Below are 24,174 nucleotides of genomic sequence, written 5' to 3'. Positions count from 1 at the left end.
CCCCCAGCACCATGGCGCGCATCGGAGACGGCGGTGACCTGCTGAAGTGCTCGTTCTGCGGGAAGAGCCAAAAGCAAGTCAAGAAGCTCATTGCGGGGCCAGGCGTATACATCTGCGATGAGTGCATCGATCTGTGCAACGAGATCATCGAAGAGGAACTCGCCGACGCCGACGACGTAAAACTCGACGAACTGCCCAAACCAGCCGAGATCCGGGACTTCCTCGAGGGCTATGTCATCGGCCAGGACACCGCCAAGCGGACGCTGGCAGTCGCGGTCTACAACCACTACAAGCGCATCCAGGCCGGTGAGAAGGGACGTGAGTCGCGGTCCAGCGAGTCGGTCGAGCTCACCAAGTCCAACATCTTGATGCTGGGGCCCACCGGTTGCGGCAAGACCTACCTGGCCCAGACGCTGGCCAAGATGCTCAACGTTCCGTTCGCCATCGCCGACGCCACGGCGCTGACCGAGGCCGGCTACGTGGGTGAGGACGTCGAGAACATTCTGCTCAAGCTGATCCAGGCCGCCGATTACGACGTCAAGCGCGCCGAGACCGGCATCATCTACATCGACGAGGTCGACAAGATCGCCCGCAAGAGCGAGAACCCGTCGATCACCCGCGACGTCTCCGGCGAAGGTGTGCAGCAGGCGTTGTTGAAGATCCTGGAAGGCACGCAAGCCTCGGTTCCTCCGCAGGGCGGGCGCAAGCACCCGCACCAAGAGTTCATCCAGATCGACACCACCAACGTGCTGTTCATCGTGGCGGGCGCGTTCGCCGGCCTCGAGAAGATCGTCTCTGACCGGGTCGGCAAGCGTGGGCTGGGCTTCGGTGCCGAGGTGCGCTCGAAGGCCGAGATCGACACCACCGACCACTTCGCCGAGGTCATGCCCGAGGACTTGATCAAGTACGGGCTGATCCCCGAGTTCATCGGGCGGCTGCCGGTGGTCGCGTCGGTGACGAACCTGGACATGGAGTCGCTGGTCAAAATCCTGTCCGAGCCGAAGAACGCCCTGGTGAAGCAGTACACCCGGCTGTTCGAGATGGACAACGTCGAACTGGAGTTCAGCCAGGACGCGTTGGAGGCGATCGCCGACCAGGCGATCCACCGCGGTACCGGTGCCCGCGGACTGCGCGCGATCATGGAGGAAGTCCTGCTGCCGGTGATGTACGACATCCCCAGCCGCGACGACGTCGCCAAGGTCGTCGTGACCAAGGAGACCGTGCAGGACAACGTGCTGCCGACGATCGTGCCGCGCAAGCCGTCGCGTACCGAACGCCGCGACAAGACCGCCTAAGCCGCTCCGCTGTTTCGCTAGATCTTGAGTTCCGATGCCGCTGAGGCGGTGCCGGCCCGGGTTTCTCGCGCGCTGGACCTGTCGAACTTCTTTCTCGCTGACGTGCGCGACGGCCTCGGCCCGTACCTGTCGATCTACCTGCTGCTGACTCATCACTGGGACCAGGCGTCGATCGGGTTCGTGATGGGAATCGGCGGCATCGCCGCGATCGCGGCCCAGACACCCGCCGGCGCACTGGTAGACCGCACCTCGGCCAAACGGGCGTTGATCGTTGCCGGCGCCGCGACGGTCACCGCCGGAACGCTGGCCATGCCGTTGTTCCCGCACTTCGCCGCGATTTCGCTGCTCCAGGCGCTGACCGGAATTGCCGGGTCGGTGTTCGCTCCCGCGCTGGCCGCGGTCACGCTGGGCGTGGTCGGTGCCCGGCGCTTTTCGCGGCGGATCGGACGGAACGAGTCCTTCAACCACGCCGGCAACGCCACCGCGGGTGCCATCACGGGCGGACTGGCCTACGGCTTCGGCCCGGTGGTCGTCTTTTGGGTGCTGGCGGCGATGGCGGCACTGAGCGTGGTGGCGACGCTGCGGATACCGGGCGAAGCGATCGACCACGACCTGGCCCGCGGGATGGATCATGTTGCGGGCGAGGCCCACCCGCAGCCCACCGGCGTCTCGGCGCTGTTCCGCGACCGCCGATTGTTGGTCTTCGCGGCAGCCATGGTCGTCTTCCACCTGGCCAACGCAGCGATGCTGCCGCTGGTAGGGCAGGTGTTGGCGCTGCAGAACAAAGACGTCGGCACCGCGCTGATGGCATCGTGCGTGGTGGCCGCGCAGGCAGTGATGGTTCCGATGGCCTACCTGGCGGGTGCGAAGGCCGATATGTGGGGACGAAAGCCGATCTTCCTGATCGGGTTCGCATTCCTGACCGCTCGGGGATTCCTGTACACGCTGTCCGATAACCCGTACTGGCTGGTGGGGGTGCAGGTGCTTGACGGCGTTGGCGCCGGCATATTCGGCGCCCTGTTCCCGCTCGTCGTGCAGGATCTGACGCACGGCACCGGGCGGTTCAACGTCAGCCTCGGCGCGTTGACCACCATGTGGGGCCTGGGCGCCGCACTGTCGAACATCCTTGCCGGGTGGATCGTGGTGGTCGCCGGCTACCACGCGGCTTTCGTTTCGCTGGGAATCATCGCCGCCGCGGGGCTGGCGCTGTACGCCACGGCCATGCCCGAAACAGCACCCGAGACCGTCCGAAAACCGGGTTAGCCCAGGCTGGCGGCCTCCCCCAAATGGGGGATACGCCGCGCCGGCAAATGTTACTCACGCGTAACTTCGACTCTTAGAGTTTTTGGCTGTCAAAAAGTGACGAACACCACACCCAGCTATCGCTGGCATTTGCCGCGTGTGTCTGACCTCGTGTTTTGCTCGACAAGTTGTACCGTGGAGCTATGGACGACTGTCCGTGAATCCCTAAGAGAAGTGCAATAATCGGTACTGCCAGTGACATCAAAATCGGTCGGGGCTGTACTCGGACGATTCGCTTCGGTTTCGGCCACGTTGCCGGAGTGGTGAACAGCTACGGGAGGCTGCGACGTGGGTCCGAACGGAAACGGAGCCGACACGGCGCGCCCCGGGCGCAGAAGCCCAGAAAAACTCGAGAAAATCGTCATCCGTTTCGCCGGCGACTCCGGCGACGGTATGCAGCTCACCGGCGACCGTTTCACCTCCGAAGCAGCGCTGTTCGGTAATGATCTCGCCACTCAGCCGAGCTACCCGGCCGAGATCAGGGCGCCACAGGGCACCCTGCCGGGCGTCTCGTCGTTCCAGATCCAGATCGCCGACTACGACATCCTCACCGCCGGCGACCGGCCCGACGTGTTGGTCGCGATGAACCCGGCGGCTCTGAAAGCCAACATCATCGACCTGCCGATCGGCGGGCTGGTGATCGCCAACTCCGACGAGTTCACCAAGCGCAATTTGGCCAAGGTCGGCTACGAAAACAATCCGCTGGAGACCGGGGAGCTGTCCGACTACAAGGTCGAAGCCGTCCCGATGACCACGCTGACCCTCGGCGCCGTCGAAGTCATCGGTGCCACCAAGAAAGACGGGCAGCGCGCCAAGAACATGTTCGCGCTGGGACTGCTGTCGTGGATGTACGGCCGCGAGCTCGAGTCCAGCGAGCGGTTCATCCGCGAAAAGTTCGGCCGCAAGCCCGATGTCGCCGAGGCGAACGTTCTGGCACTCAAGGCCGGCTGGAACTACGGCGAGACCACCGAGGCCTTCGCCGTCACTTACGAAGTGGCGCCGGCGAAGTTGCCGCCGGGGGAGTACCGGCAGATCTCGGGCAACACCGCGCTGGCGTACGGCATCGTCGCGGCCGGTCAGCTGGCCGACCTACAGGTCATGCTGGGCAGCTATCCGATCACGCCGGCCTCGGACATCTTGCACGAGCTGTCCAAGCACAAGAACTTCAACGTCCTGACCTTCCAGGCCGAGGACGAGATCAGCGGTATCTGCGCCGCGCTTGGCGCTTCCTACGGCGGCGCGCTCGGGGTGACGAGCACGTCGGGGCCGGGGTTGTCGCTGAAGTCTGAAGCTTTGGGCCTGGCGGTGATGACCGAGCTCCCGCTGATCGTGATCGATGTGCAGCGCGGTGGACCATCGACCGGTCTGCCGACCAAGACCGAGCAGGCCGATTTGTTGCAGGCGCTCTACGGGCGCAACGGCGAGTCGCCGGTGGCGGTGCTGGCGCCGCGGTCGCCGTCGGACTGCTTCGACGTCGCGCTGGAGGCCGTGCGCATCGCGGTCGGATATCACACTCCGGTCCTGATTCTTTCCGACGGCGCGATCGCCAACGGCTCCGAGCCCTGGCGGATCCCGAATGTCGATGAACTGCAACCGATTCAGCACACCTTCGCCAACCCGGACGAGCCGTTCCAGCCGTATGCCCGTGACCCGGAGACGCTGGCCCGGATGTTCGCCGTTCCCGGTACGCCTGGGCTCGAGCATCGCATCGGCGGCCTGGAGTCCGCCAACGGCACCGGCGCCATCTCCTATGACCCGGCCAACCACGACCTCATGGTGCGGTTGCGTGAAGCCAAGATCGACGGAATCTCGGTGCCCGACCTCGAGGTCGACGATCCCACTGGCGATGCCGAACTGCTGCTCATCGGTTGGGGCAGTTCTTACGGTCCGATCGGTGAGGCGTGCCGTCGCGCGCGGCGCAACGACATCAAGGTCGCCCACGCGCACCTGCGTAACCTGCGCCCCTTCCCGGCCAACCTCGGCGAGGTGCTGCGGCGCTACCCGCAGGTCGTCTGCCCGGAGATGAACCTGGGCCAGCTGGCGTTGTTGCTGCGCGGGAAGTACCTGGTCGACGTTCAGTCTGTGACCAAGGTTCAGGGTGTGTCTTTCCTGGCCGACGAGATCGGTCGGGTTATCCGCGCGGCGGCGAGCGGGACGCTGGCCGAAATCGAGCAAGACAAGACAATGGTCGCGCGGCTTGCGGCGGCCACGGTGGGAGCAGGGAGCTAGTTGACATGACCGACCTGATCGGCACAGACCTGGGCCTGACGGACATGCTGTCCGGGCACGGCCTGGTGCCCACCACCGACCAGCCGCAGAAGGCCAAGGATTTCACCAGCGACCAAGAAGTCCGCTGGTGTCCGGGTTGCGGCGACTACGTCATTCTCAACACGATGCGAAACTTCCTGCCCGAGTTGGGGTTACGGCGTGAGAACATCGTCTTCGTCAGCGGCATCGGCTGCTCGAGCCGCTTTCCGTACTACCTGGAAACTTACGGGCTGCACTCGATCCATGGCCGGGCGCCCGCGATCGCGACGGGTCTGGCGCTTTCGCGCGAAGACCTGTCCGTCTGGGTGGTCACCGGCGACGGCGACTCGTTGTCGATCGGTGGTAACCACCTGATCCATGCGTTGCGCCGCAACATCAACCTGACCATCCTGTTGTTCAACAACCGGATCTACGGCTTGACCAAAGGTCAGTACTCGCCGACCTCCGAGGTCGGCAAAGTCACCAAGTCGACGCCGATGGGATCGCTCGACGAGCCGTTCAACCCTGTCTCGCTGGCGCTGGGCGCCGAGGCGAGTTTCGTTGGCCGCGCGCTGGATTCCGACCGGAAGGGACTCTCCGAGGTGCTGCGGGCCGCTGCCGCGCACCGTGGCGCTGCGCTGGTCGAGATCCTGCAGGACTGCCCGATCTTCAACGACGGCTCGTTCGACGCACTGCGCAAAGAGGGTGCTGAGGAACGGGTGATCAACGTGCACCACGGCGAGCCGATCGTGTTCGGTTCGTCAGACGAATACTGCGTTGTGCGCTCCGGGTTCGGCCTCGAGGTAGCCAAGACCGCCGACGTCAGCGTCAGCGAGATCGTCGTGCACGACGCGCACGCCGACGATTCGGCATACGCCTACGCCCTGTCGCGCCTTTCGCAGCAGAACCTGGAGCACACCGTGATGGGGATCTTCCGTCAGGTGAGCCGGCCCACATATGATGACGCTGCGCGGTCACAGATCCAGGCCGCGCAAGAATCGAAGCCTTCTGACCGTGCCGCTCTGCAATCGCTGTTGCGCGGCCGCGACACCTGGACTGTGAACTGACATGACCGCTACGGGCAAGCCGGCCTCGCTCGCCGGCGTGGTGTTGGCCGCGGGCGCTTCGCCCTACGAGGGCCGCGCCAAGGCGCTGAAGCACATTCGTGACGGGCGCGTCACCGCCGTCGAACACGTCGTGAGCGTCGTGGCGCAACGCTGCGAACCCATCTTCGTGGTCACCTCGCCGGGGCAGTCGCTTCCTGAACTTCCGGCGCAGTTGGTACGCGACGACGTGCGTGGACATGGGCAGTTGTCCGCGATTGGGCGAGGGCTGCGCGCCGCCGCCGAGGCCGGTGCGCAGTACGCATTCCTGTGCTCTGTCGACGCGGAGCTGCTCGACCCCGAGGTGATCGACGTGCTGCACGCCCGCGCGGCAGCGCTTCACGCCGACATCGTGTTGCCGTGGGACGGCACCAACCACTATCTGGCTGCGGTCTACCGAACCGAATTGGCCAGTATCGTCGATGATCTCGTTTCTGCCGGCGAACGGGGCGTTTCCGCGCTGATCACACGGGCCGACACGCAACGCGTGGTGACCACCGGCGCCGGGTCGCTTGTCGGCGCCACGTCCGCTTAGGTCCAGACGCTCGCTGCTTTGAAAATTATTGCTTGACAACGCTTTAGCGTTCTGCCCCGGCGTCCGTACCGCAAATAGCCTGTAGCGCACCAGTTCTGACGGGTCATCCGACTTCGAGCGTTTTTCTTGGTCGTTTCGATGCCAAATCGCTTGCGACACGCGGAGCTTACGTGTGACTTTGACAACTTTCCGCAATTCGGTGACAGGGGACCACAAGTCGGTCCTACCGTCGATTCAACCCTCGAAAGTCGGTGTCGCAGCTCACAAAAACGTGGTGATTTGACTCACCACGGCCGTTGCCCGCCGGAAAACTGACAGGTCCGACAAATCCGCGCATGACCTGCGCAGTCCCTCTACCCAACGCGCCGTGACCAATTCGTGATCGAAGGCGAAGCCCGCGTGTCCCGAGATGACGACTGCACCGCGTTTCTCGTACGGTCCGTTGCGGCCTGAAAAGGCGACGAAAAATCGAAACCACGGACCCGCGTGTGAGCGGGGGCTACGGAGCGCGACGACGCCTCCGTGCGGCCGCCGGGCTACCGCCCGGTGTTGGCTGGCGCCCCGGCTGTCGTGCCTGAACGAGACGGCGCGATTCGAAGTCTCCACCGCCGAGAGATCGGCACTTAGCCCACGCTGCTGGGCTTACTTCGGCGCGCGCACCCGCGAAAGGATTGATGTTGAAGAACGTCCGCCAGACGCTTCGCATGGCTGCGCTGACTGCGGTGCTGACCTCTGCCCCGCTGACGCTGTCGAACGCGATCGCCTCCGCCGACTTCGAGGCGGTTACCCCGAGCGCGCCGTCCCCAATCGAATTGGCTGGCTTTGTTCCGCCTGCGCCGCCCGCTCCCGAGGCCCCGGCCGCTGACGCAGCGCCGGTCGCCGACGCGGCTCCCGCCCCGGCCGACCTGCCGCCGGCTCCGGACGCCCCGCCTGCGCCGGCTCCCGAGGCTCCGGCCCCCGCCCCCGAAGCCCCGCCCGCCCCGCCGGCTCCGGATGCCCCGCCTGCGCCGGCTCCCGAGGCTCCGGCCCCCGCCCCCGAAGCCCCGCCCGCCCCGCCGGCTCCGGAGGCTCCCGCGCCTGACGCTCCTGGGCCCGATGCCGCTCCTGCGCCGAAGCCCGAGGAAGCCCCGGCTCCGGTGAAGAGGGCGTACAGCGTCAACTGGGACGCGATCGCCGCGTGCGAGTCCGGTGGTAACTGGGGGATCAGTACCGGTAACGGCTACTCCGGTGGCCTGCAGTTCACGCCGAGTACTTGGCACGCCAATGGCGGCTCGGGATCGGCGAGCGGCGCGAGCCGCGAAGAGCAGATCCGTGTTGCCGAGAACGTCCTGCACTCGCAGGGCATTGGCGCGTGGCCGGTCTGCGGCCGTCGCGGCTGACCACAGCACCGATGCTCAACGGCGGTGGCCGGGCTCTTGCCCGCCACCGCCGTTGGCGTCTCGCCGCGGTTAGGCGACCTGGTCGACATCGGCGGAACTCGACCCAAACGTCGACGCGAAACTTATGCTGCCCGCGTGAGCCAGTTCCGTGTCTCGCAGCCGCCGGATCTGCCGGGCATCCCATCGGCGGAAGGACCGCTGCCGGGCGCGGACCAGTTGGCCGGCCGGCCGCGCGCGCTGCCGGTGGACCTACTGGGCGAGCTGCACGGCCCGATCTTCTACGCCGATTTCAACGGCGGCTTCAAAAAGCTCTATGTGTGCTCTCCGGAACTGGTCGCCGAGTTGTGCGACGAGAGCCGATTCGCCAAGAACCTCACGGCCACTCTTGCCCGGGTCCGACCGCTGGCAGGCGACGGCCTTTTCACGGCGTACCACGGCGAACCGAATTGGGAAGCCGCCCACGATGTCCTGATGCCGGGCTTCAGCTATGCGGGCCTGCGCGCCTACCACGCGGCGATGCTGGACATCAACTGCCTACTGATCGAACGATGGGATGCCAGCGTCGGGCGCGCGGCCGTGGATGTGTCGACCGACCTGCAGAAGTTGGCGATGGACACGGTTGCGCTGGCCGGATTCGGTTCGCGTTTTCAGTCGTTCGACTACCCCGGCCTGGCCCCGATACCGCAGAGTTTCACCACGGCGTTGGGGGAGTTGGGTTCTGGCGCAGCGACACCGGCGTTCCAAGCGGAATCGGCCAAGTTGCACGAGTTCATCGACGGGCTGATTGCCGAGCACCGGTCGGGTGAAAGCGAGTTCGACGACCTGTTGACGTTGATGCTGCAACAGGACTCGAACGGCGAACCGGTATTGCCGACGGCAAACGTGCACAACCAGATTCTGACGTTTCTGATCGCGGGTCAGCTCACCACGTCGGAGTTGATGCCGAACGCGCTGTACAACATCGTCAGCGATCCGGCCGTGCTGCATCAGGTGCGCGCCGAAGTCGATAGCGTGTTCGGCGTCGACGACGACTATCTGCCGAGCTACGACGACATCGGCAAGATGACCTATCTACGACAAGTCATCGAGGAAACTCTGCGGCTCTCCCCGCCGGTGCTGCACTTCGATCGAATGGCTCTGGAAGACACCGTTATCGGCGACACCTATCCGGTCCAGCGCGGTGAAGCGGTCACCGTACTCACCGGCGCGCTGCACCGACAGCCGGGCTGGGGCGACAACGTCGAATTCTTCGACCCCGGCCGCTTCGCTGCCGAACGCAGCTCTTCTCGGCCGGCCGCATTGTTCAAGCCCTTCGGATCAGGTGCCCGGTCGTGCATCGGCCGCCAATTCGCACTGCACGAAGCAGCCTTAGCGCTGTCCAGACTGGTTCATCGCTACCGTCTGATCGACACGTATCACTATGTCCCGCAATGGGAGTCACCGACCAGTCGTCGGCCGGTCGGATTCCGGCTCGACCTGATCCGGCGTACACCGCAGGACCGACGGGCCGACATCCGTCACACCGAGAACCCGGCCGCGCAGGACGCGGCGCAACGCCCCACCGCGATATCGGCCGGGACCAGGCTGGCCGTTCTGCACGGCTCCAACCTCGGCACCTGTCGGGCCTTGGCCCGGCAATTCGCCGACGATGCAACGGCTCTCGGTTGCGTGGCCACGGTGTCTCCTCTCGATGAAGCCGCCGGTGGATTTCCCGAAGCCGAAGCCGTCGTGATCATCGCGTCGTCCTACAACGGGCAACCGACAGACGATGCGCGTGCCTTCCTCGCCTGGTTGCTCGACGCGAATACCAGGCTGCATCCGGCGCCCAATGTGGCGGTGCTCGGCGTCGGTGACCACAACTGGGCCGACACTTACCAGGTGATTCCTCAGCGCATCGACGAGCGGCTGGGCGAGTTGGGAGCCCATCGATTGGTCCCGCGGGCAGCTGCCGATACCTCGGGCGACCTGGTCGGTTCGGTCGAGGGGTTCGCCGCTGGGCTGTGGGCGTCGCTGGCGGAACTCTTCGGCGACCCCAACGCTGCCCCGGTCACGGATGCGGCCGAGCCGCTGTACGAGCTACGCAGAATTATCGGCCCGGTGACGGCGGCGATGGACGCTCGGTCGTCGGTGATCGCGATGACCGTCGTCGAGAACACCCAGTTGGTTGCACCGGGGCTGGGTCAGGCGAAAGCCAATGTCCGCGTGGATCTTCCCGAGGGCGTCGACTATCAGACCGGCGACCATCTGACGGTGATGGCCGACAACCCGCCCGAGGTGGTCGATGCGGTATTGGCTCAGCTCGGCATCGACGCCGAACTGCGGCTGTCGATCAACCCGCGGCGCAGCTCGCGACGGCTCATCGCGCTGGACCGGGAGGTCAGCGCACGGGAACTGCTCACCCACTTCGTCGAATTGCGAAAACCGGTGACCAGCAGCCAATTACGCAGCCTCGCCGCCGCCAACACCAATCCTGAGCAGCGTCGGCGGCTGACCGAACTGTCCGAGGCACCGGACGGCTGTCCGCTGAGCGTATTGGAGTGCCTCGAAGACTGCCCGGAATGTGTCCTTACCGGTGCCGAACTGCTTGAGTTACTCGATCCGATGGTGCCGAGGCACTATTCGATCGCCTCCTCGTCGATGCTGTCACCGCGCACGGTGGGGCTGGTTGTCAGCGTGCTCGACGCGCCGGCCCGGTCCGGGCACGGTCTATTCAAGGGCGTCGCGTCCAACTATCTCGCGACAGTCCGACCCGGACAGGTGATCCGGGCCCGGATTGACCCCGCCCGGCAGGCGTTTCGCGCCGGTGCCGATCCGGCCAAGATTGTGATCCTGGTCAGCGCCGGCACCGGCGTCGCGCCGTTTCTCGGTTTCCTTGGTGACCGGCTCGCCGCGCAACGCGCCGGGGCTCCGGTGCAGCCGGCGCTCTGCTTTTTCGGAGTCCGTGACCCGGACGTCGACTACATCTTCCGTGACCGGTTCGAGCAGGCCGAAGCGCTGGGCATCGTGCGAATGCGACCCGCGTTCTCCCGTGCGCCGCACGACGGGGTTCGCTATGTGCAAGACAGGATCGCCGCGGACGCCGACGAAGTGTGGGACCTGCTGGGCGATCCAGCCAAAGACGCCCACGTCTACGTGTGCGGTGACGGCGCCCGCATGGCGCCGGCCGTGCGAAGGTCGTTCTTGGACATCTATCGGGCGCGCACGGGCGCCGACGACAGCCACGCCCACGACTGGCTGAGCAGCCTCGTTGAATCCGACCACTACGTCGAGGACGTCTGGGCCGGCTGACGCAGCCTGTGTTACCAACGACGGATGACCTCATCGCCGTTCGACAATCTCGACGACTACGTAGCACTCCCGCGCGTCTCCGGTCTCGCCCTTTCGGCGGACGGCTCGCGGTTGGTGACGACGGTGGCCGAGCTCAACGACAAGCGGAACGAGTACGTCAGCGCCGTGTGGGAGCTCGACCCCGGCGGCCGGCGCCCGGCCCGGCGGATGACCCGCAGCGCCAACGGTGAGTCGGCGCCGACGTTCACGACCGACGGCGACCTGCTGTTCCTGTCGTCGCGGCCGACCGATGACGACAGCAAGCCGCCCGCATCGCTCTGGCGGCTGCCGGCTGGGGGCGGCGAGGCCGTCGAGGTGTCGAGCGCGCCCGGGGGCGTCAGCGCCGTACGCACCGCACGCGGCGCCGATACCACGGTGATCAGCGCGGCGATGTTACCGGCGGCGGCCGATGTCGACGAGGATCGCCGGTTGCGCGACCTACGCAAAGACGGCAAGATCACCGCGATTTTGCACACCGACTACCCGGTGCGGTTCTGGAACGCCGACGTCGGGCCGGGTGAGCCGCATCTCCTCGACGCCAAGGGATTACGTGACCTGACGCCGCATCCGGGTGCCGCTCTGCTGGCCGCCGGCTTCGGAGACGCCGATTTCGACATCAGCGCCGACGGCGCCTTCCTCGTCACGACGTGGCAGCTCAGTGGGCCCGGGCCCACCCAGCGGTCGGTGCTGATGAGGATCGAGTTGGCCTCCGGGCAGCGAAGTGTGATCGCCGACGATCCTGACGCCAACCTGGACCATCCCGCGATCGCGCCCGACGGCTCGAGTGTCGCGTTTACCCGCGAGACCATCACCACCCCACACCGGGCCCCACGAATGACATTGCAGCACATGGAATTTGGTGATGCTCCGCGGACCCTGGCCGAAGAATGGGACCGGCGGCCGAGTTCTATCGCCTGGTCTGGCGACGGCGCGACGCTGGTCGTCACCGCTGACCAGAACGGCCGCGCGCCGATCTTCCGCGTGGACGTCCAGGAAGCGACCGTCACGCAACTCACCGACGACGATTTCGGTTACAGCGACGTCGTCACCGCACCCGACGGGGTGCTGTACGCGTTGCGGAGTTCCTATGCCGCACCGCCACACCCGGTGCGCATCGACCCCGACGGCACCGTCACGACGCTTCCGTGCCTCGAATTGCCCGCGCTGCCGGGCACATTGACCGAGATGTCCACGAAAGCTGCCGACGGCACCACGGTGCGGTCGTGGCTGGTGCTGCCCGAAGGCGAGGCGCGCGCTCCACTGCTGTTATGGGTACACGGCGGGCCGCTTGGCAGCTGGAACGGCTGGGCCTGGCGCTGGAACCCGTGGCTGATGGCGGCGAAGGGCTACGCGGTGCTGCTGCCCGATCCGGCACTGTCGACCGGTTACGGGCAGGACTTCATCCAGCGCGGTTGGGGCGCTTGGGGCGGACCGCCTTTCGACGATCTGATGGCCGCGACCGACGCGGCCTGCGCGCACCCCCGCATCGACGCGACCCGAACCGCCGCGATGGGCGGCTCCTTCGGCGGATACATGGCGAACTGGATCGCGGGCCACACCGACCGGTTCGCCGCGATCGTGACCCATGCCAGTTTGTGGGCGCTCGACCAGTTCGGTCCGACCACCGACACCGCCTACTACTGGCGACGCGAGATGACGCCGGAGATGACCGCGGCCAATTCGCCGCACCGTTTCGTAGGCAACATCCGCACCCCGATGCTGGTTATCCACGGCGACAAGGATTATCGCGTGCCGATCGGTGAGGGTCTTCGGCTCTGGTACGAGTTGTTGGACTCATCGGCGCTGCCGGCCGGTGAGGACGGCAGCAGCCCGCATCGATTTCTGTATTTCCCGTCCGAGGACCACTGGGTGCTCGCGCCGCAGCACGCCAAGATCTGGTACGAAACGGTGCTGGCGTTCCTTGCTGAGCACGTGCTGGGGGAACGCGTGGATTGGCCCGGGGCGCTCGGAGTAGCGTCGCGCGCGTGACTGCGACGCGCGAATACGACATCGTCCTCTACGGCGCGACCGGCTTCGTCGGCAAGCTGACGGCCGAATACCTGGCCCGGGCCGGCGGCAGCGCGCGCATCGCGCTGGCCGGCCGGTCGACCGATCGGTTGCGGGCGATCCGCGACACGCTGGGGCCGTCGGCGCAGTCGTGGCAGCTGCTGACCGCCGATGCCTCGTCGCCGAAGACGCTGGACGCCATGGCCGAGCGGACGCAGGTGGTGATCACCACCGTCGGGCCCTACAGCAGGTACGGCCTGCCACTGGTGGCTGCCTGCGCGGCGGCGGGCACCGACTACGCCGACCTGACCGGCGAACCGCCGTTCATCCGCGACAGCATCGACCTCTACCACAAGCAGGCTCAGGACACCGGCGCCCGCATCGTGCACGCGTGCGGGTTCGACTCCGTGCCTTCGGATCTCACGGTTTACGCGCTCCACCGACGCGCTCTCGCAGACGGCAGCGGTGAATTGACCGACACCGACTTCGTCGTGCGGTCGCTCTCCGGTGGCCTGTCCGGCGGCACTATCGCATCAGGGGTGGAGGTGTTCGACGCGGTGTCGAGGGATCCCGATGCACGCCGGCAATTCGCCGATCCGTACACCCTCAGCCCGGACCGGGGCGCGGAGCCCGAACTCGGCCCGCAACCGGATCTGCGTCGACGCCGTGGCGGTCAGATCGCGCCGGAGCTGACCGGCCTGTACACGGCGGCCTTCATGATGGCAGGGCCGAATACCCGAATTGTTCGGCGCAGCAACGCGTTACAGGACTACGCCTACGGTAGGCGGTTTCGCTACAGCGAGCACATGAGCGTCGGGTCGTCCTTCGCGGCGCCGGTCGTCTCGGCTGTGATCACCGGCGTGAGCAATGCGGCGTCAGCACTGGGTAGTCGCTATTTCCGCCTACTGCCGCGCAAACTGGTGGATCGGGCGCTTCCCAAACCAGGCACTGGGCCGAGCGAAGCGGTCCGCGAGCGCGGCTTCTACAAAGTCGAGACTTATACGACGACCACCTCCGGCGCGCGCTACGTCGCCACCATGTCGCAGAAGGGTGACCCCGGCTACAAGGCCACCGCGGTGCTGTTGGGAGAAAGTGGTCTGGCCCTGGCCCAAGACCGTGACGCGCTGTCGGATCTGCGCGGAGTGCTGACCCCGGCGGCCGCGATGGGCGATGCGCTGATGGCCCGATTGCCGGCCGCGGAGGTTTCCCTCGAGACCGCCCGGTTGATGCACCGCTGATCGATCTTGCCTGAAAAGAACTCCTGTCGAACAAGATCGGCTGGGCTAGTGTCATCGGCAGAATCACACCACTGGAAGCGACGTTAGGTGGACGGGTCCATGTCTGGTCTTGAAGATCTGCTGTCCCAGATTCCGACGAGTGACATCGCCAGCAAGATCGGCGCCGACGAAAAGGACGTGGACCAGGCGGTGCGACTGCTGGTGCCGGTGCTCGTCGGCGGCCTTCAGGAGAACGCGCAGGACCCCGAGCACGCCGGCAACATCGCTTCCGCGGCCGACAACCACGCCGCCAGCGGTCTGCTCGACGGCGGCGTGAGCCTGGATCACGTCGATGAGTCCGACGGTCAGCAGGCCATCGCGAAGATCTTCGGCGGCAACGACGCCGCCCAGGTCGCCAGCGCTTTGGCTGGCGGCGGTGGTAACAGCGACCTGCTCAAGCAGCTCCTGCCGATCCTGGCTCCGATCGTGCTCGCCTATATCGGTAAGCAGCTCGGCCAGAAGGAAGCCCCGACCAAAAAGGAAGCGTCATCCGGGGGTGCGCTCAACGACGTGCTGGGCAGCATTCTGGGCGAGGTGGCCGGCGGCAACGCATCGCTGGGCACCGCGCTCGGCAAGGCGCTGGGCTCCAAGGCGGGCGAGATCCTCGGTGGACTGTTCGGAAAGAAGTAACCGCCCGCGACGGGCGGCGTTCGTCGCGCGCCTCGGGGCTTTCTAGACTTGACGCGTGACCACAAGCCCAGAACGCACCGCTGACTCGCGGGCAGACGATCTGCCTAAGGCGTGGGATCCGGGCGCAGTAGAAGCCGAGATCTATCAGCGTTGGGTCGACGCCGGCTATTTCACCGCCGACCCCACCAGTGACAAGCCGCCGTATTCGATCGTGCTGCCGCCGCCGAACGTCAACGGCAGCCTGCACATGGGTCACGCGCTCGACCACACGCTGATGGACGCCCTGACCCGACGCAAGCGCATGCAGGGTTACGAGGTGCTGTGGCAGCCCGGGATGGACCACGCCGGCATCGCGGTACAGATCGCCGTCGAAAAGCAGCTCGCCGCCGACGGCAAGAGCAAAGAGGACCTCGGCCGCGAACTGTTCGTCGAAAAGGTGTGGGACTGGAAGCGCGAGACCGGTGGCAACATCGGCTGGCAGATGCGGGCGCTGGGTGACGGCGTCGACTGGAGCCGCGACCGTTTCACGATGGACGAAGGGCTGTCGCGGGCGGTCCGCACGATCTTCAAACAGCTCTACGAGGCCGGCCTGATCTACCGTGCCGAGCGACTGGTCAACTGGTCGCCGGTGCTCGAGACCGCGATCTCCGACATCGAGGTCGACTACAAGGACGTCGAGGGCGAGCTGGTTTCGTTCCGCTACGGCTCCATGAACGACGACGAACCGCACATCGTGGTCGCCACCACCCGGCTCGAGACCATGCTCGGCGACACCGCGATCGCGGTGCACCCCGACGACGAGCGGTACCGCGACCTGGTCGGCCAGACCCTTCCGCACCCCTTCATCGACCGCGACATCGTGATCGTGGCCGACGCGCACGTCGATCCCGAGTTCGGAACGGGAGCGGTCAAAGTGACGCCTGCGCACGACCCCAACGACTTCGAGATCGGTTTGCGGCACAAGCTGCCGATGCCGACGATGCTCGACACCCGCGGCCGAATCGCCGACACCGGAACGAAATTCGACGGCCTGGACCGCTTCGACGCGCGCATCAAAGTCCGCGAGGAGTTGGCCGCGCAAGGCCGTATCGTCGCCGAGAAACGGCCGTACCTGCACAGCGTCGGGCACTCTGAGCGCAGCGGGGAGCCGATCGAGCCGCGGCTGTCGCTGCAGTGGTGGGTCAGGGTGGAGTCGTTGGCCAAGGCCGCGAGCGACGCTGTGCGCAACGGAGACACGGTGATTCACCCGAAGAGCCTCGAGCCGCGCTGGTTCGGCTGGGTGGACAACATGCACGACTGGTGCATCTCCCGCCAGCTGTGGTGGGGACATCGGATCCCAATCTGGCACGGTCCCGACGGGCAGATGGTGTGCGTCGGCCCGGACGAGACCCCGCCCGAAGGCTGGGAGCAGGACCCCGACGTGCTCGACACCTGGTTCTCGTCGGCGCTGTGGCCGTTCTCCACTCTGGGCTGGCCGGACCGCACCGCCGAGATCGAGAAGTTCTATCCGACAACCGTTTTGGTGACCGGTTACGACATCATCTTCTTCTGGGTGGCGCGGATGATGATGTTCGGCACCTTCGTCGGCGGGGACGACGTCATCACGCTCGACGGCGCACGCGGCCCGCAGGTGCCGTTTCAGAATGTGTTCCTGCACGGCCTGATCCGCGACGAGTTCGGCCGCAAGATGAGCAAGTCCAAGGGCAACGGCATCGACCCGCTGGACTGGGTCCAGACGTTCGGGGTGGACGCGCTGCGCTTCACGTTGGCCCGTGGTGCCAGCCCCGGCGGTGACCTGTCGATCGGCGAGGATGCCGCCCGGGCGTCGCGTAACTTCGCGACCAAGCTCTTCAACGCCACCCGGTTCGCGATGATGAACGGCGCCGCACCGGCGCCGCTACCGGGCCTCGACGAGCTCACCGACGCCGACCGCTGGATCCTGGGCCGGCTCGAAGAGGTTCGCACCGAGGTGGATTCGGCGTTCGACGCCTACGAGTTCAGCCGAGCCTGCGAGTCGCTCTATCACTTCGCGTGGGACGAGTTCTGCGACTGGTATCTCGAGTTGGCCAAGGTGCAATTGTCGGCCGCGGACGAGCACACCACCGCCGTGCTGGCCTTCGTGCTGGACGCTTTGCTCAAGCTGCTGCACCCGGTCATCCCGTTCGTCACCGAGACGCTGTGGAAGAAGCTCACTGGCGGCGAGTCCCTGGTGATCGCCGAATGGCCGCAGTCATCCGGTATTGCCTTGGATCCGGTTGCCGAGCAACGGATCACCGATATGCAGAAGTTGGTCACCGAGATTCGCCGCTTCCGTAGCGACCAAGGGCTGGCCGACCGGCAGAAAGTGCCGGCGCGACTGTCGGGCATCGACTCCGCCGACCTGAGCAGCCAGATCGGCGCCGTCACGGCGCTGGCGTGGCTGAACGAGCCCGCAGCGGATTTCAACCCGTCGGCGTCGTTGGAGGTCGGGCTCAAGGGCGGCATCGTCGTCGTCGAACTCGACACCTCCGGCACGATCGACGTGGCCGCCGAGCGGCGCCGCCTGGAAAAGGCTCTGGCCGCCGCGCAGAAGGAATTGGACACCACCACAAAGAAATTGGGCAATCCCAATTTTATGGCCAAAGCCCCTGAGGCGGAGGTCGAGAAGCAACGCGAGCGCCAGCGGGTCGCGCGCGAGGAAACCGAACGTATCAAGGCCAGGTTGGACGGGCTCGCGTGACTTTGGAGCCGGATCCGGACTACGACGGCGACGACCCGCAGCCTGTCGAGGCGGTACCGACCCCCGACGAGATCGCGGCGCTGCTCCAGGTCGAGCACCTACTCGACCAGCGCTGGCCGGAAACCAAGATCGAGCCCAGCCTGGACCGCATTTCGGCGCTGATGGATCTGCTCGGGTCGCCGCAGCGCAGCTATCCCTCGATCCACATCGCCGGCACCAACGGCAAAACCTCGGTGGCCCGGATGGTCGACGCATTGCTGACCGCCCTGCAGCGACGCACCGGACGTACCACCAGCCCGCACCTGCAGTCCGCGGTCGAACGCATCGCGATCGACGGAAAGCCCATCAGCCCAGCGACTTACGTGTCGACCTACACCGAACTCGAACCGTTTGTGCAGATGATCGACCAGCAGTCTCAGGCCAACGGAGGCCCCGCGATGAGCAAGTTCGAGGTGCTCACCGCGATGGCGTTTGCCGCGTTCGCCGATGCCCCGATCGAGGTGGCGGTGATCGAAGTGGGTTTGGGCGGACGCTGGGACGCCACGAATGTGGTCAACGCGCCGGTCGCGGTGATCACCCCGATCAGCGTCGACCATGTCGAGTATCTCGGCGACGACATCGCCGGCATCGCGGGTGAGAAGGCCGGCATCATCCACCGCGCCGAGGACGGCGCGCCGGACACGGTTGCGGTCATCGGGCGTCAGGTGCCCGAGGCCATGGAGGTCGTGCTGGCCCAGAGCGTGCGAGCCGATGCCGCTGTGGCGCGCGAGGATTCGGAGTTCGCGGTGTTGAGCCGCCAGGTCGCGATCGGTGGCCAGCTGCTCGAGCTGCAGGGCCTGGGCGGGGTCTACTCGGACGTGTTCCTGCCGCTGCACGGCGAACACCAGGCCCACAACGCGGCGATCGCACTCGCCGCGGTCGAGGCGTTCTTCGGTGCCGGCGCGAACCGCCAGCTCGACATCGACGCGGTGCGAGCGGGTTTCGCCGCGGTGGCCAGCCCCGGGCGACTCGAGCGGATGCGCAGCGCCCCAACGGTGTTCGTCGACGCCGCGCACAACCCGGCGGGCGCGGCCGCGCTCGCCCAGTCGCTGGCCGAGGAGTTCGACTTCCGGTTCCTGGTCGGCGTGGTGAGCGTGATGGGGGACAAGGACGTCGGCGGCATCCTGGCAACGCTCGAGCCGGTTTTTGACCAGATTGTGGTGACGCACAACGGGTCTCCGCGTGCGCTGGACGTCGAGACGCTGGCATTGACGGCCCAGCAGTATTTCGGGCCCGACCGGGTGGTCACCGCAGAGAACCTGCGCGATGCCATCGACGCCGCCACCGCGCTCGTCGACGAGGCCGACGCCGAAGGCGAGTCGTTCTCGGGAACCGGCATCGTCATTACGGGTTCGGTGGTCACCGCCGGGGCTGCCCGCTCTTTGTTCGGGCGTGATCCCGCGTGACCGCCCAGCCGTCACAAACGCCAAAACCGGATCCGTGGAAGAGCTTTCGCGGCGTCACCGCCGGCACGCTATTCCTCGAAGCGATCGTCGTGCTGCTGGCTTTGCCGGTGGTCGGGGCGGTCGGCGGCGGCCTGACCGCCGTCGCGTTGACCTACCTGCTGGGTTTGACGGCGCTGCTGGTCGTCCTGGCGGGGCTGCAGGGCCGCTCCTGGGCCATCTGGGCCGACCTCGGCGCGCAGCTGATCGCCGTCGCCGGCTTTGCCATCTACCCGGGCATCGGGGTCATCGGCCTGATCTTTGCCGTGGTGTGGGCGCTGATCTTCTACGTGCGGTGGGAGGTTCTGCGTCGAGAGCGCCTCGGGCTGCTCCCTGGTCAGGACGGGCACCCGGACTGATCGGCTACGCTGTGCGCCGTGACCGAGCGGTCGACGATGCAGAGCGAAGCGATGAGGAGGAGCAGCTCCCGATGAGCGAGCTGTCGACGATAAGCAGGGCAGTGCGATCCGAAAGGGACAGGAGGAGCAGCTCCCGATGAGCGAGCGGACCCTGCTGTTGATCAAGCCCGATGGTGTCGAACGTCGCCTGGTCGGCGAGATCCTCGGCCGTGTCGAGCGCAAGGGCTTGACCATTGCAGCGCTGGAATTGCGGACCGTCAGCGAGGAGCTGGCCAAACGCCACTACGCCGAGCACGACGGCAAGCCGTTCTTCGGCTCGCTGGTCGAGTTCATCACCTCATCGCCGCTGGTAGCGGCGATCATCGAAGGTCCGCGGGCAATTGTCGCGATCCGGCAGCTGGCGGGCGGGACCGATCCGGTCGAGAAGGCCCTGCCCGGCACCATCCGCGGCGATTTCGGGCTCGAAACGCAGTACAACCTGGTGCACGGCTCCGATTCGCCGGAGTCAGCAGAGCGTGAAATCGCGCTCTGGTTCGATAAGGCTTAGATAACGGGTCGGCGCACTTGGTCCAGCCCGCTGCAGCGGTATGGGATACTGATAGACGGGTGAACGTCGCCGGACCGGCTTTGGAATGTCGACGGAAGCCCGAATGAAGACTTCGGCAAGCGCGACCACCGCGATTCGCGGCGCGGCTGTCCAGCCATCATTCAGACCGGCACCGAGTGTGTTCGACCCGAACTGCTCGGGGCAAGACCATTACAAGCCCGGGAGAAAGTGACCCGGGCACATAGTGAAGCCCTCGCGTGGCCGCGTCGACACGACGCGCCCGGGGGCTAGAGGAGAATTCGTGATAGACGGTGGCCCATTCTCAGAAGTTCCCGAAGCGTCGTCGCAGGGCGAGGAGCTGCCAGAACGGTTGAGGGTCCACTCCCTGGCCCGAGTGCTGGGAACGACCAGCCGCAAGGTGCTCGACGCACTCACCGAACTCGACGGGCGGGTCCGCAGCGCTCATTCCACCGTGGAACGAGTCGACGCGGTCCGCGTCCGCGACCTGCTGGCCAACGCGCCGGCGCCGGTCGGCGCGACCGTGGTGGCGGCGGATGCCAACGCCGAGGCGGAGGAACCAGAGTCGCGACTGCTGCTGGAGACCCCGCCGGTAGAGCGGCCCGAATACATGCCGTTGTTCGTGGCGCCGCAGCCCGTCGCGCGGGTTGAGGTTCCGGAGAAGTCCGACGAGTCCACCGCCTCGGACGACGACGACGATGACGACGACGACTTCGACGGCGATGCTGAAAGCGACGACGACCAGGCCGACCGTCCAGCCAATCGCCGCCGCCGTCGGGGGCGCCGTGGGCGAGGTCGTGGCCGTGGAGAGCAGAACGGCTCTGAGAACGGCTCCGGCGACGGGCCCAAATCCGACAAGGCGGCCGACGACGACGCCGAGTCCGATGACGACTCTGACGACGACACCGACGACTCCGACTCCACCGACGACGACAACGGTGCAGGTGACGGGGCCACCAAGCGTCGTCGACGCCGCCGTCGGCGCAAGTCCGGCTCCGGCGACGACGCTGAAGCCGACACGCCGTCGCCAGACGACCCGCCGAACACGGTCGTGCACGAGCGGGCTCCGCGTGCCAAGAACAAGCCTGACTCCAGCAACAACGAGATTCAGGGTATCGACGGTTCCACCCGTCTCGAAGCCAAGCGTCAGCGCCGCCGCGACGGCCGCGACGCCGGACGCCGCCGCCCGCCGGTCCTGACCGAAGCCGAGTTCCTGGCCCGCCGCGAGGCTGTCGAGCGGGTCATGGTCGTCCGCGACAAGGTCCGCACCGAGCCGCCGCACCCCGGCAGCCGCTACACCCAGATCGCCGTGCTCGAAGACGGCATCGTCGTCGAACACTTCGTCACCTCGGCGGCATCGGCGTCGCTGGTCGGCAACATCTATCTGGGCATCGTGCAGAACGTGCTGCCTTCGATGGAGGCGGCGTTCGTCGACATCGGCCGCGGCCGCAACGGCGTGCTCTACGCCGGCGAGGTGAACTGGGAGGCCGCGGGCCTGGGCGGGTCCAACCGCAAAATCGAGCAGGCGCTCAAGCCCGGCGACTACGTGGTCGTTCAGGTCAGCAAGGACCCGGTGGGCCATAAGGGGGCCCGGCTGACCACGCAGGTGTCGCTGGCCGGTCGCTACCTGGTCTACGTGCCCGGCGCTTCGTCCACCGGCATCAGCCGCAAGCTGCCTGACACCGAGCGCCAGCGGCTCAAGGAGATCCTCAAAGAGGTCGTCCCGTCCGACGCGGGGGTGATCATCCGGACCGCGTCCGAGGGTGTCAAAGAAGAGGACATCCGCGCCGACGTCACTCGACTGCAGGAACGCTGGAACGAGATCGCCGCGCGAGCGACCGAGACCAAGGAGAAGGCGGCCGGCGCCGCGGTGGCGCTCTACGAAGAGCCCGACGTGTTGGTCAAGGTCATCCGCGACTTGTTCAACGAGGACTTCGCCAAGCTCGTGGTGTCCGGCGAGGACGCCTGGAAGACCATCAACGACTATGTGAGTTCGGTTGCGCCCGAACTGGTTTCGAAGCTGAACAAATACGAGCCGCCCAGCGATGAGGGGCCCGACGTGTTCGCCGTGCACCGCATCGACGAGCAGCTCGCCAAGGCGATGGACCGCAAGGTGTGGCTGCCCTCCGGGGGCACGCTGGTGATCGACCGGACCGAGGCGATGACCATCGTCGACGTCAACACCGGCAAGTTCACCGGCTCCGGGGGCAACCTCGAGCAGACCGTCACCAAGAACAACCTCGAGGCGGCCGAGGAGACGGTCCGTCAGCTGCGGTTGCGCGACATCGGCGGGATCGTCGTCATCGACTTCATCGACATGGTCCTCGAATCCAACCGCGACCTGGTGTTGCGGCGGCTGACCGAAGCGCTGGCCCGCGATCGGACCCGGCACCAGGTCTCGGAGGTGACCTCGCTGGGTTTGGTCCAGCTCACCCGTAAGCGGCTGGGCACCGGCCTGATCGAGGCCTTCTCCACGACCTGCCCGCACTGCAGCGGCCGGGGCATCATGCTGCATGCCGACCCCGTCGACTCGGCGCCGGCCATTGGGCGCAAGTCCGAGTCCGGCAGCCGCCGGGGTCGACGGTCCAAGAAAGGCAAGACCGAGGAGCAGGTCGTCGCCACCGTGCCCGCCCATGCGCCCGGCGAGCACCCGATGTTCAAGGCGATGGCCGCAGCCAACGGCGGCCACCATGACGACGAGTCGGAGCACACCGAGGACGCGGAGCACGCAACCGACGAGGACCGGGCCGATTCCGAAGCCGACGAGCAGTTGCGTAAGCAGGGCCCGCAGGAGAGCGCCGAAGACGACCTGGACGACGACTTCGACGACGAAACCGACGACGGTGACGACGACGAAGACGACACCGACCAAGTGGATCTCGACGACGATGACGACGACCTCGACGAGGACGACGACCTCGATGACGAGGACGACGCCGATGACGACGAGGACGACGACCTCGACGACGAGGACGACGCCGATGACGAGGACGAGGACCAGGAGGTCGCTGAGGTTCCGGCGCGGCCTCGTCGGCGCCGAGCAGCAGCCCGACCCGCAGGTCCACCGACGCACTGAAGCTGATTTGCCCTGCTTCTCCTCGGTTCGCTGCACGAACCGCATCGTCGCAGGGCGGGATGATTTGCCCTGCTCGTCCTCGGTTCGCTGCACGAACCGCCCCGTCGCAGGGAGGCCGGGATCGGCCGGTTTGACCCTGTAGCCGCTGGTCACGTACCCTGGACCAGTTGTCGTCAGGCCCGTTGACCGGAGCATGACCGACATCCCCCGACCAGCCCGCGCTCGTTAACGCTGCGCGACGCCCGCAAGAACCAGAACAGAGGTAGACGTAACCATGGCGAGCTACGCAATCGTCAAGACCGGCGGTAAGCAGTACAAAGTTGCCGTAGGTGACGTCGTCAAGGTCGAGAAGCTCGACTCCGAGCCCGGCGCGAAGGTGTCGCTGCCGGTTGCGCTGGTCGTCGACGGCGCCAACGTCACCTCCGACGCGGCCGCGCTGGCCAAGGTCGCGGTCACCGGCGAGGTGCTCGAGCACACCAAGGGCCCGAAGATCCGCATCCACAAGTTCAAGAACAAGACCGGCTACCACAAGCGTCAGGGCCACCGTCAGCAGCTGACGGTCCTGAAGGTCACCGGAATCAAGTAGGAGGCGAGGCGACATGGCACACAAAAAGGGCGCTTCCAGCTCACGTAACGGTCGCGACTCGGCAGCGCAGCGGCTGGGCGTGAAGCGATTCGGTGGCCAGCTGGTCAAAGCCGGCGAGATCCTCGTCCGCCAGCGCGGCACGCACTTCCACCCCGGCGTCAACGTCGGTCGCGGTGGCGACGACACGTTGTTCGCCAAGGCTGCCGGCGCCGTCGAATTCGGTGTCAAGCGCGGACGCAAGACGGTCAACATCGTCTCGGCCGCCGCTTCGGAGTAGGTCTGCATC

At 66.4% G+C, this 24,174-nt stretch carries 17 protein-coding genes; all 17 read left to right on the top strand.

Translation table 11 applies throughout. The annotated features are described in order from the left end of the window. Nucleotides 1-11 precede the first annotated feature (11 nt). The gene (gene clpX, locus MKK62_RS26355) at nt 12-1,295 is read left to right on the top strand and encodes an ATP-dependent Clp protease ATP-binding subunit ClpX (protein WP_240262993.1); all 1,284 of its coding nucleotides are present in this window, start codon (nt 12-14) and stop codon (nt 1,293-1,295) included. A gap of 24 nt (nt 1,296-1,319) precedes the next feature. Beyond that, on the top strand, nt 1,320-2,558 hold the full coding sequence (locus tag MKK62_RS26350; protein WP_240262994.1) for an MFS transporter: 1,239 nt from the start codon (nt 1,320-1,322) through the stop codon (nt 2,556-2,558). A gap of 327 nt (nt 2,559-2,885) precedes the next feature. Beyond that, nucleotides 2,886-4,826, top strand: a complete 1,941-nt coding sequence (locus tag MKK62_RS26345) for a 2-oxoacid:acceptor oxidoreductase subunit alpha (RefSeq protein WP_240262995.1) — start codon at nt 2,886-2,888, stop codon at nt 4,824-4,826. Between the two features lie 5 nt (nt 4,827-4,831). After that, nucleotides 4,832-5,911 (top strand): 2-oxoacid:ferredoxin oxidoreductase subunit beta, encoded by a 1,080-nt coding sequence (locus MKK62_RS26340; RefSeq protein WP_240262996.1) that lies wholly within the window; start codon nt 4,832-4,834, stop codon nt 5,909-5,911. A gap of 1 nt (nt 5,912) precedes the next feature. Then, nucleotides 5,913-6,482 (top strand): molybdenum cofactor guanylyltransferase, encoded by a 570-nt coding sequence (gene mobA, locus MKK62_RS26335; protein ID WP_240262997.1) that lies wholly within the window; start codon nt 5,913-5,915, stop codon nt 6,480-6,482. 677 nt (nt 6,483-7,159) lie between these two features. After that, a complete protein-coding gene (locus MKK62_RS26330) occupies nt 7,160-7,861 on the top strand; it encodes a transglycosylase family protein (protein WP_286670906.1) in 702 nt (233 codons plus the stop codon). A gap of 135 nt (nt 7,862-7,996) precedes the next feature. After that, nucleotides 7,997-11,149 carry a bifunctional cytochrome P450/NADPH--P450 reductase gene (locus tag MKK62_RS26325; RefSeq protein WP_240262998.1) on the top strand — a complete coding sequence of 1,051 codons (3,153 nt, stop codon included), beginning with the start codon at nt 7,997-7,999 and terminating at the stop codon, nt 11,147-11,149. A gap of 24 nt (nt 11,150-11,173) precedes the next feature. After that, nucleotides 11,174-13,177, top strand: coding sequence for a S9 family peptidase (locus tag MKK62_RS26320; protein ID WP_240262999.1), 2,004 nt, complete (start codon nt 11,174-11,176; stop codon nt 13,175-13,177). Continuing rightward, nucleotides 13,174-14,433 (top strand): saccharopine dehydrogenase family protein, encoded by a 1,260-nt coding sequence (locus MKK62_RS26315; protein ID WP_240263000.1) that lies wholly within the window; start codon nt 13,174-13,176, stop codon nt 14,431-14,433. The genes MKK62_RS26320 and MKK62_RS26315 overlap by 4 nt, the downstream gene beginning before the upstream one ends. Nucleotides 14,434-14,532: 99 nt before the next feature. Beyond that, entirely contained in the window at nt 14,533-15,102 is a 570-nt protein-coding gene (locus tag MKK62_RS26310; protein ID WP_240263001.1) for a DUF937 domain-containing protein, read from the top strand. Between the two features lie 55 nt (nt 15,103-15,157). Next, entirely contained in the window at nt 15,158-17,821 is a 2,664-nt protein-coding gene (locus MKK62_RS26305) for a valine--tRNA ligase (protein ID WP_240263002.1), read from the top strand. Between the two features lie 2 nt (nt 17,822-17,823). Continuing rightward, a complete protein-coding gene (gene folC / locus MKK62_RS26300; protein WP_240263912.1) occupies nt 17,824-19,266 on the top strand; it encodes a bifunctional tetrahydrofolate synthase/dihydrofolate synthase in 1,443 nt (480 codons plus the stop codon). Further along, nucleotides 19,263-19,661: a DUF4233 domain-containing protein gene (locus MKK62_RS26295; protein WP_240263003.1), complete on the top strand. Its 399-nt coding sequence runs from the start codon at nt 19,263-19,265 to the stop codon at nt 19,659-19,661. Before folC ends, MKK62_RS26295 begins: the two co-directional genes overlap by 4 nt. Nucleotides 19,662-19,797: 136 nt before the next feature. Beyond that, nucleotides 19,798-20,208: a nucleoside-diphosphate kinase gene (ndk, locus tag MKK62_RS26290; protein ID WP_240263004.1), complete on the top strand. Its 411-nt coding sequence runs from the start codon at nt 19,798-19,800 to the stop codon at nt 20,206-20,208. 301 nt (nt 20,209-20,509) lie between these two features. Further along, nucleotides 20,510-23,302 carry a ribonuclease E gene (rne, locus tag MKK62_RS26285; protein ID WP_240263005.1) on the top strand — a complete coding sequence of 931 codons (2,793 nt, stop codon included), beginning with the start codon at nt 20,510-20,512 and terminating at the stop codon, nt 23,300-23,302. A 274-nt stretch (nt 23,303-23,576) separates the two neighbouring features. Continuing rightward, complete coding sequence (rplU, locus tag MKK62_RS26280; protein WP_240263006.1) at nt 23,577-23,888, top strand: 50S ribosomal protein L21; 312 nt, start codon at nt 23,577-23,579, stop codon at nt 23,886-23,888. Nucleotides 23,889-23,901: 13 nt separating this feature from the next. Then, nucleotides 23,902-24,165 carry a 50S ribosomal protein L27 gene (gene rpmA / locus MKK62_RS26275; RefSeq protein ID WP_240263007.1) on the top strand — a complete coding sequence of 88 codons (264 nt, stop codon included), beginning with the start codon at nt 23,902-23,904 and terminating at the stop codon, nt 24,163-24,165. The last annotated feature ends 9 nt before the right edge of the window (nt 24,166-24,174 follow it).

This window comes from Mycobacterium paraterrae (assembly GCF_022430545.2).
GTDB classification, from domain to species: domain Bacteria; phylum Actinomycetota; class Actinomycetes; order Mycobacteriales; family Mycobacteriaceae; genus Mycobacterium; species Mycobacterium paraterrae.
This window is presented reverse-complemented; position numbering and strand designations above follow the sequence as displayed.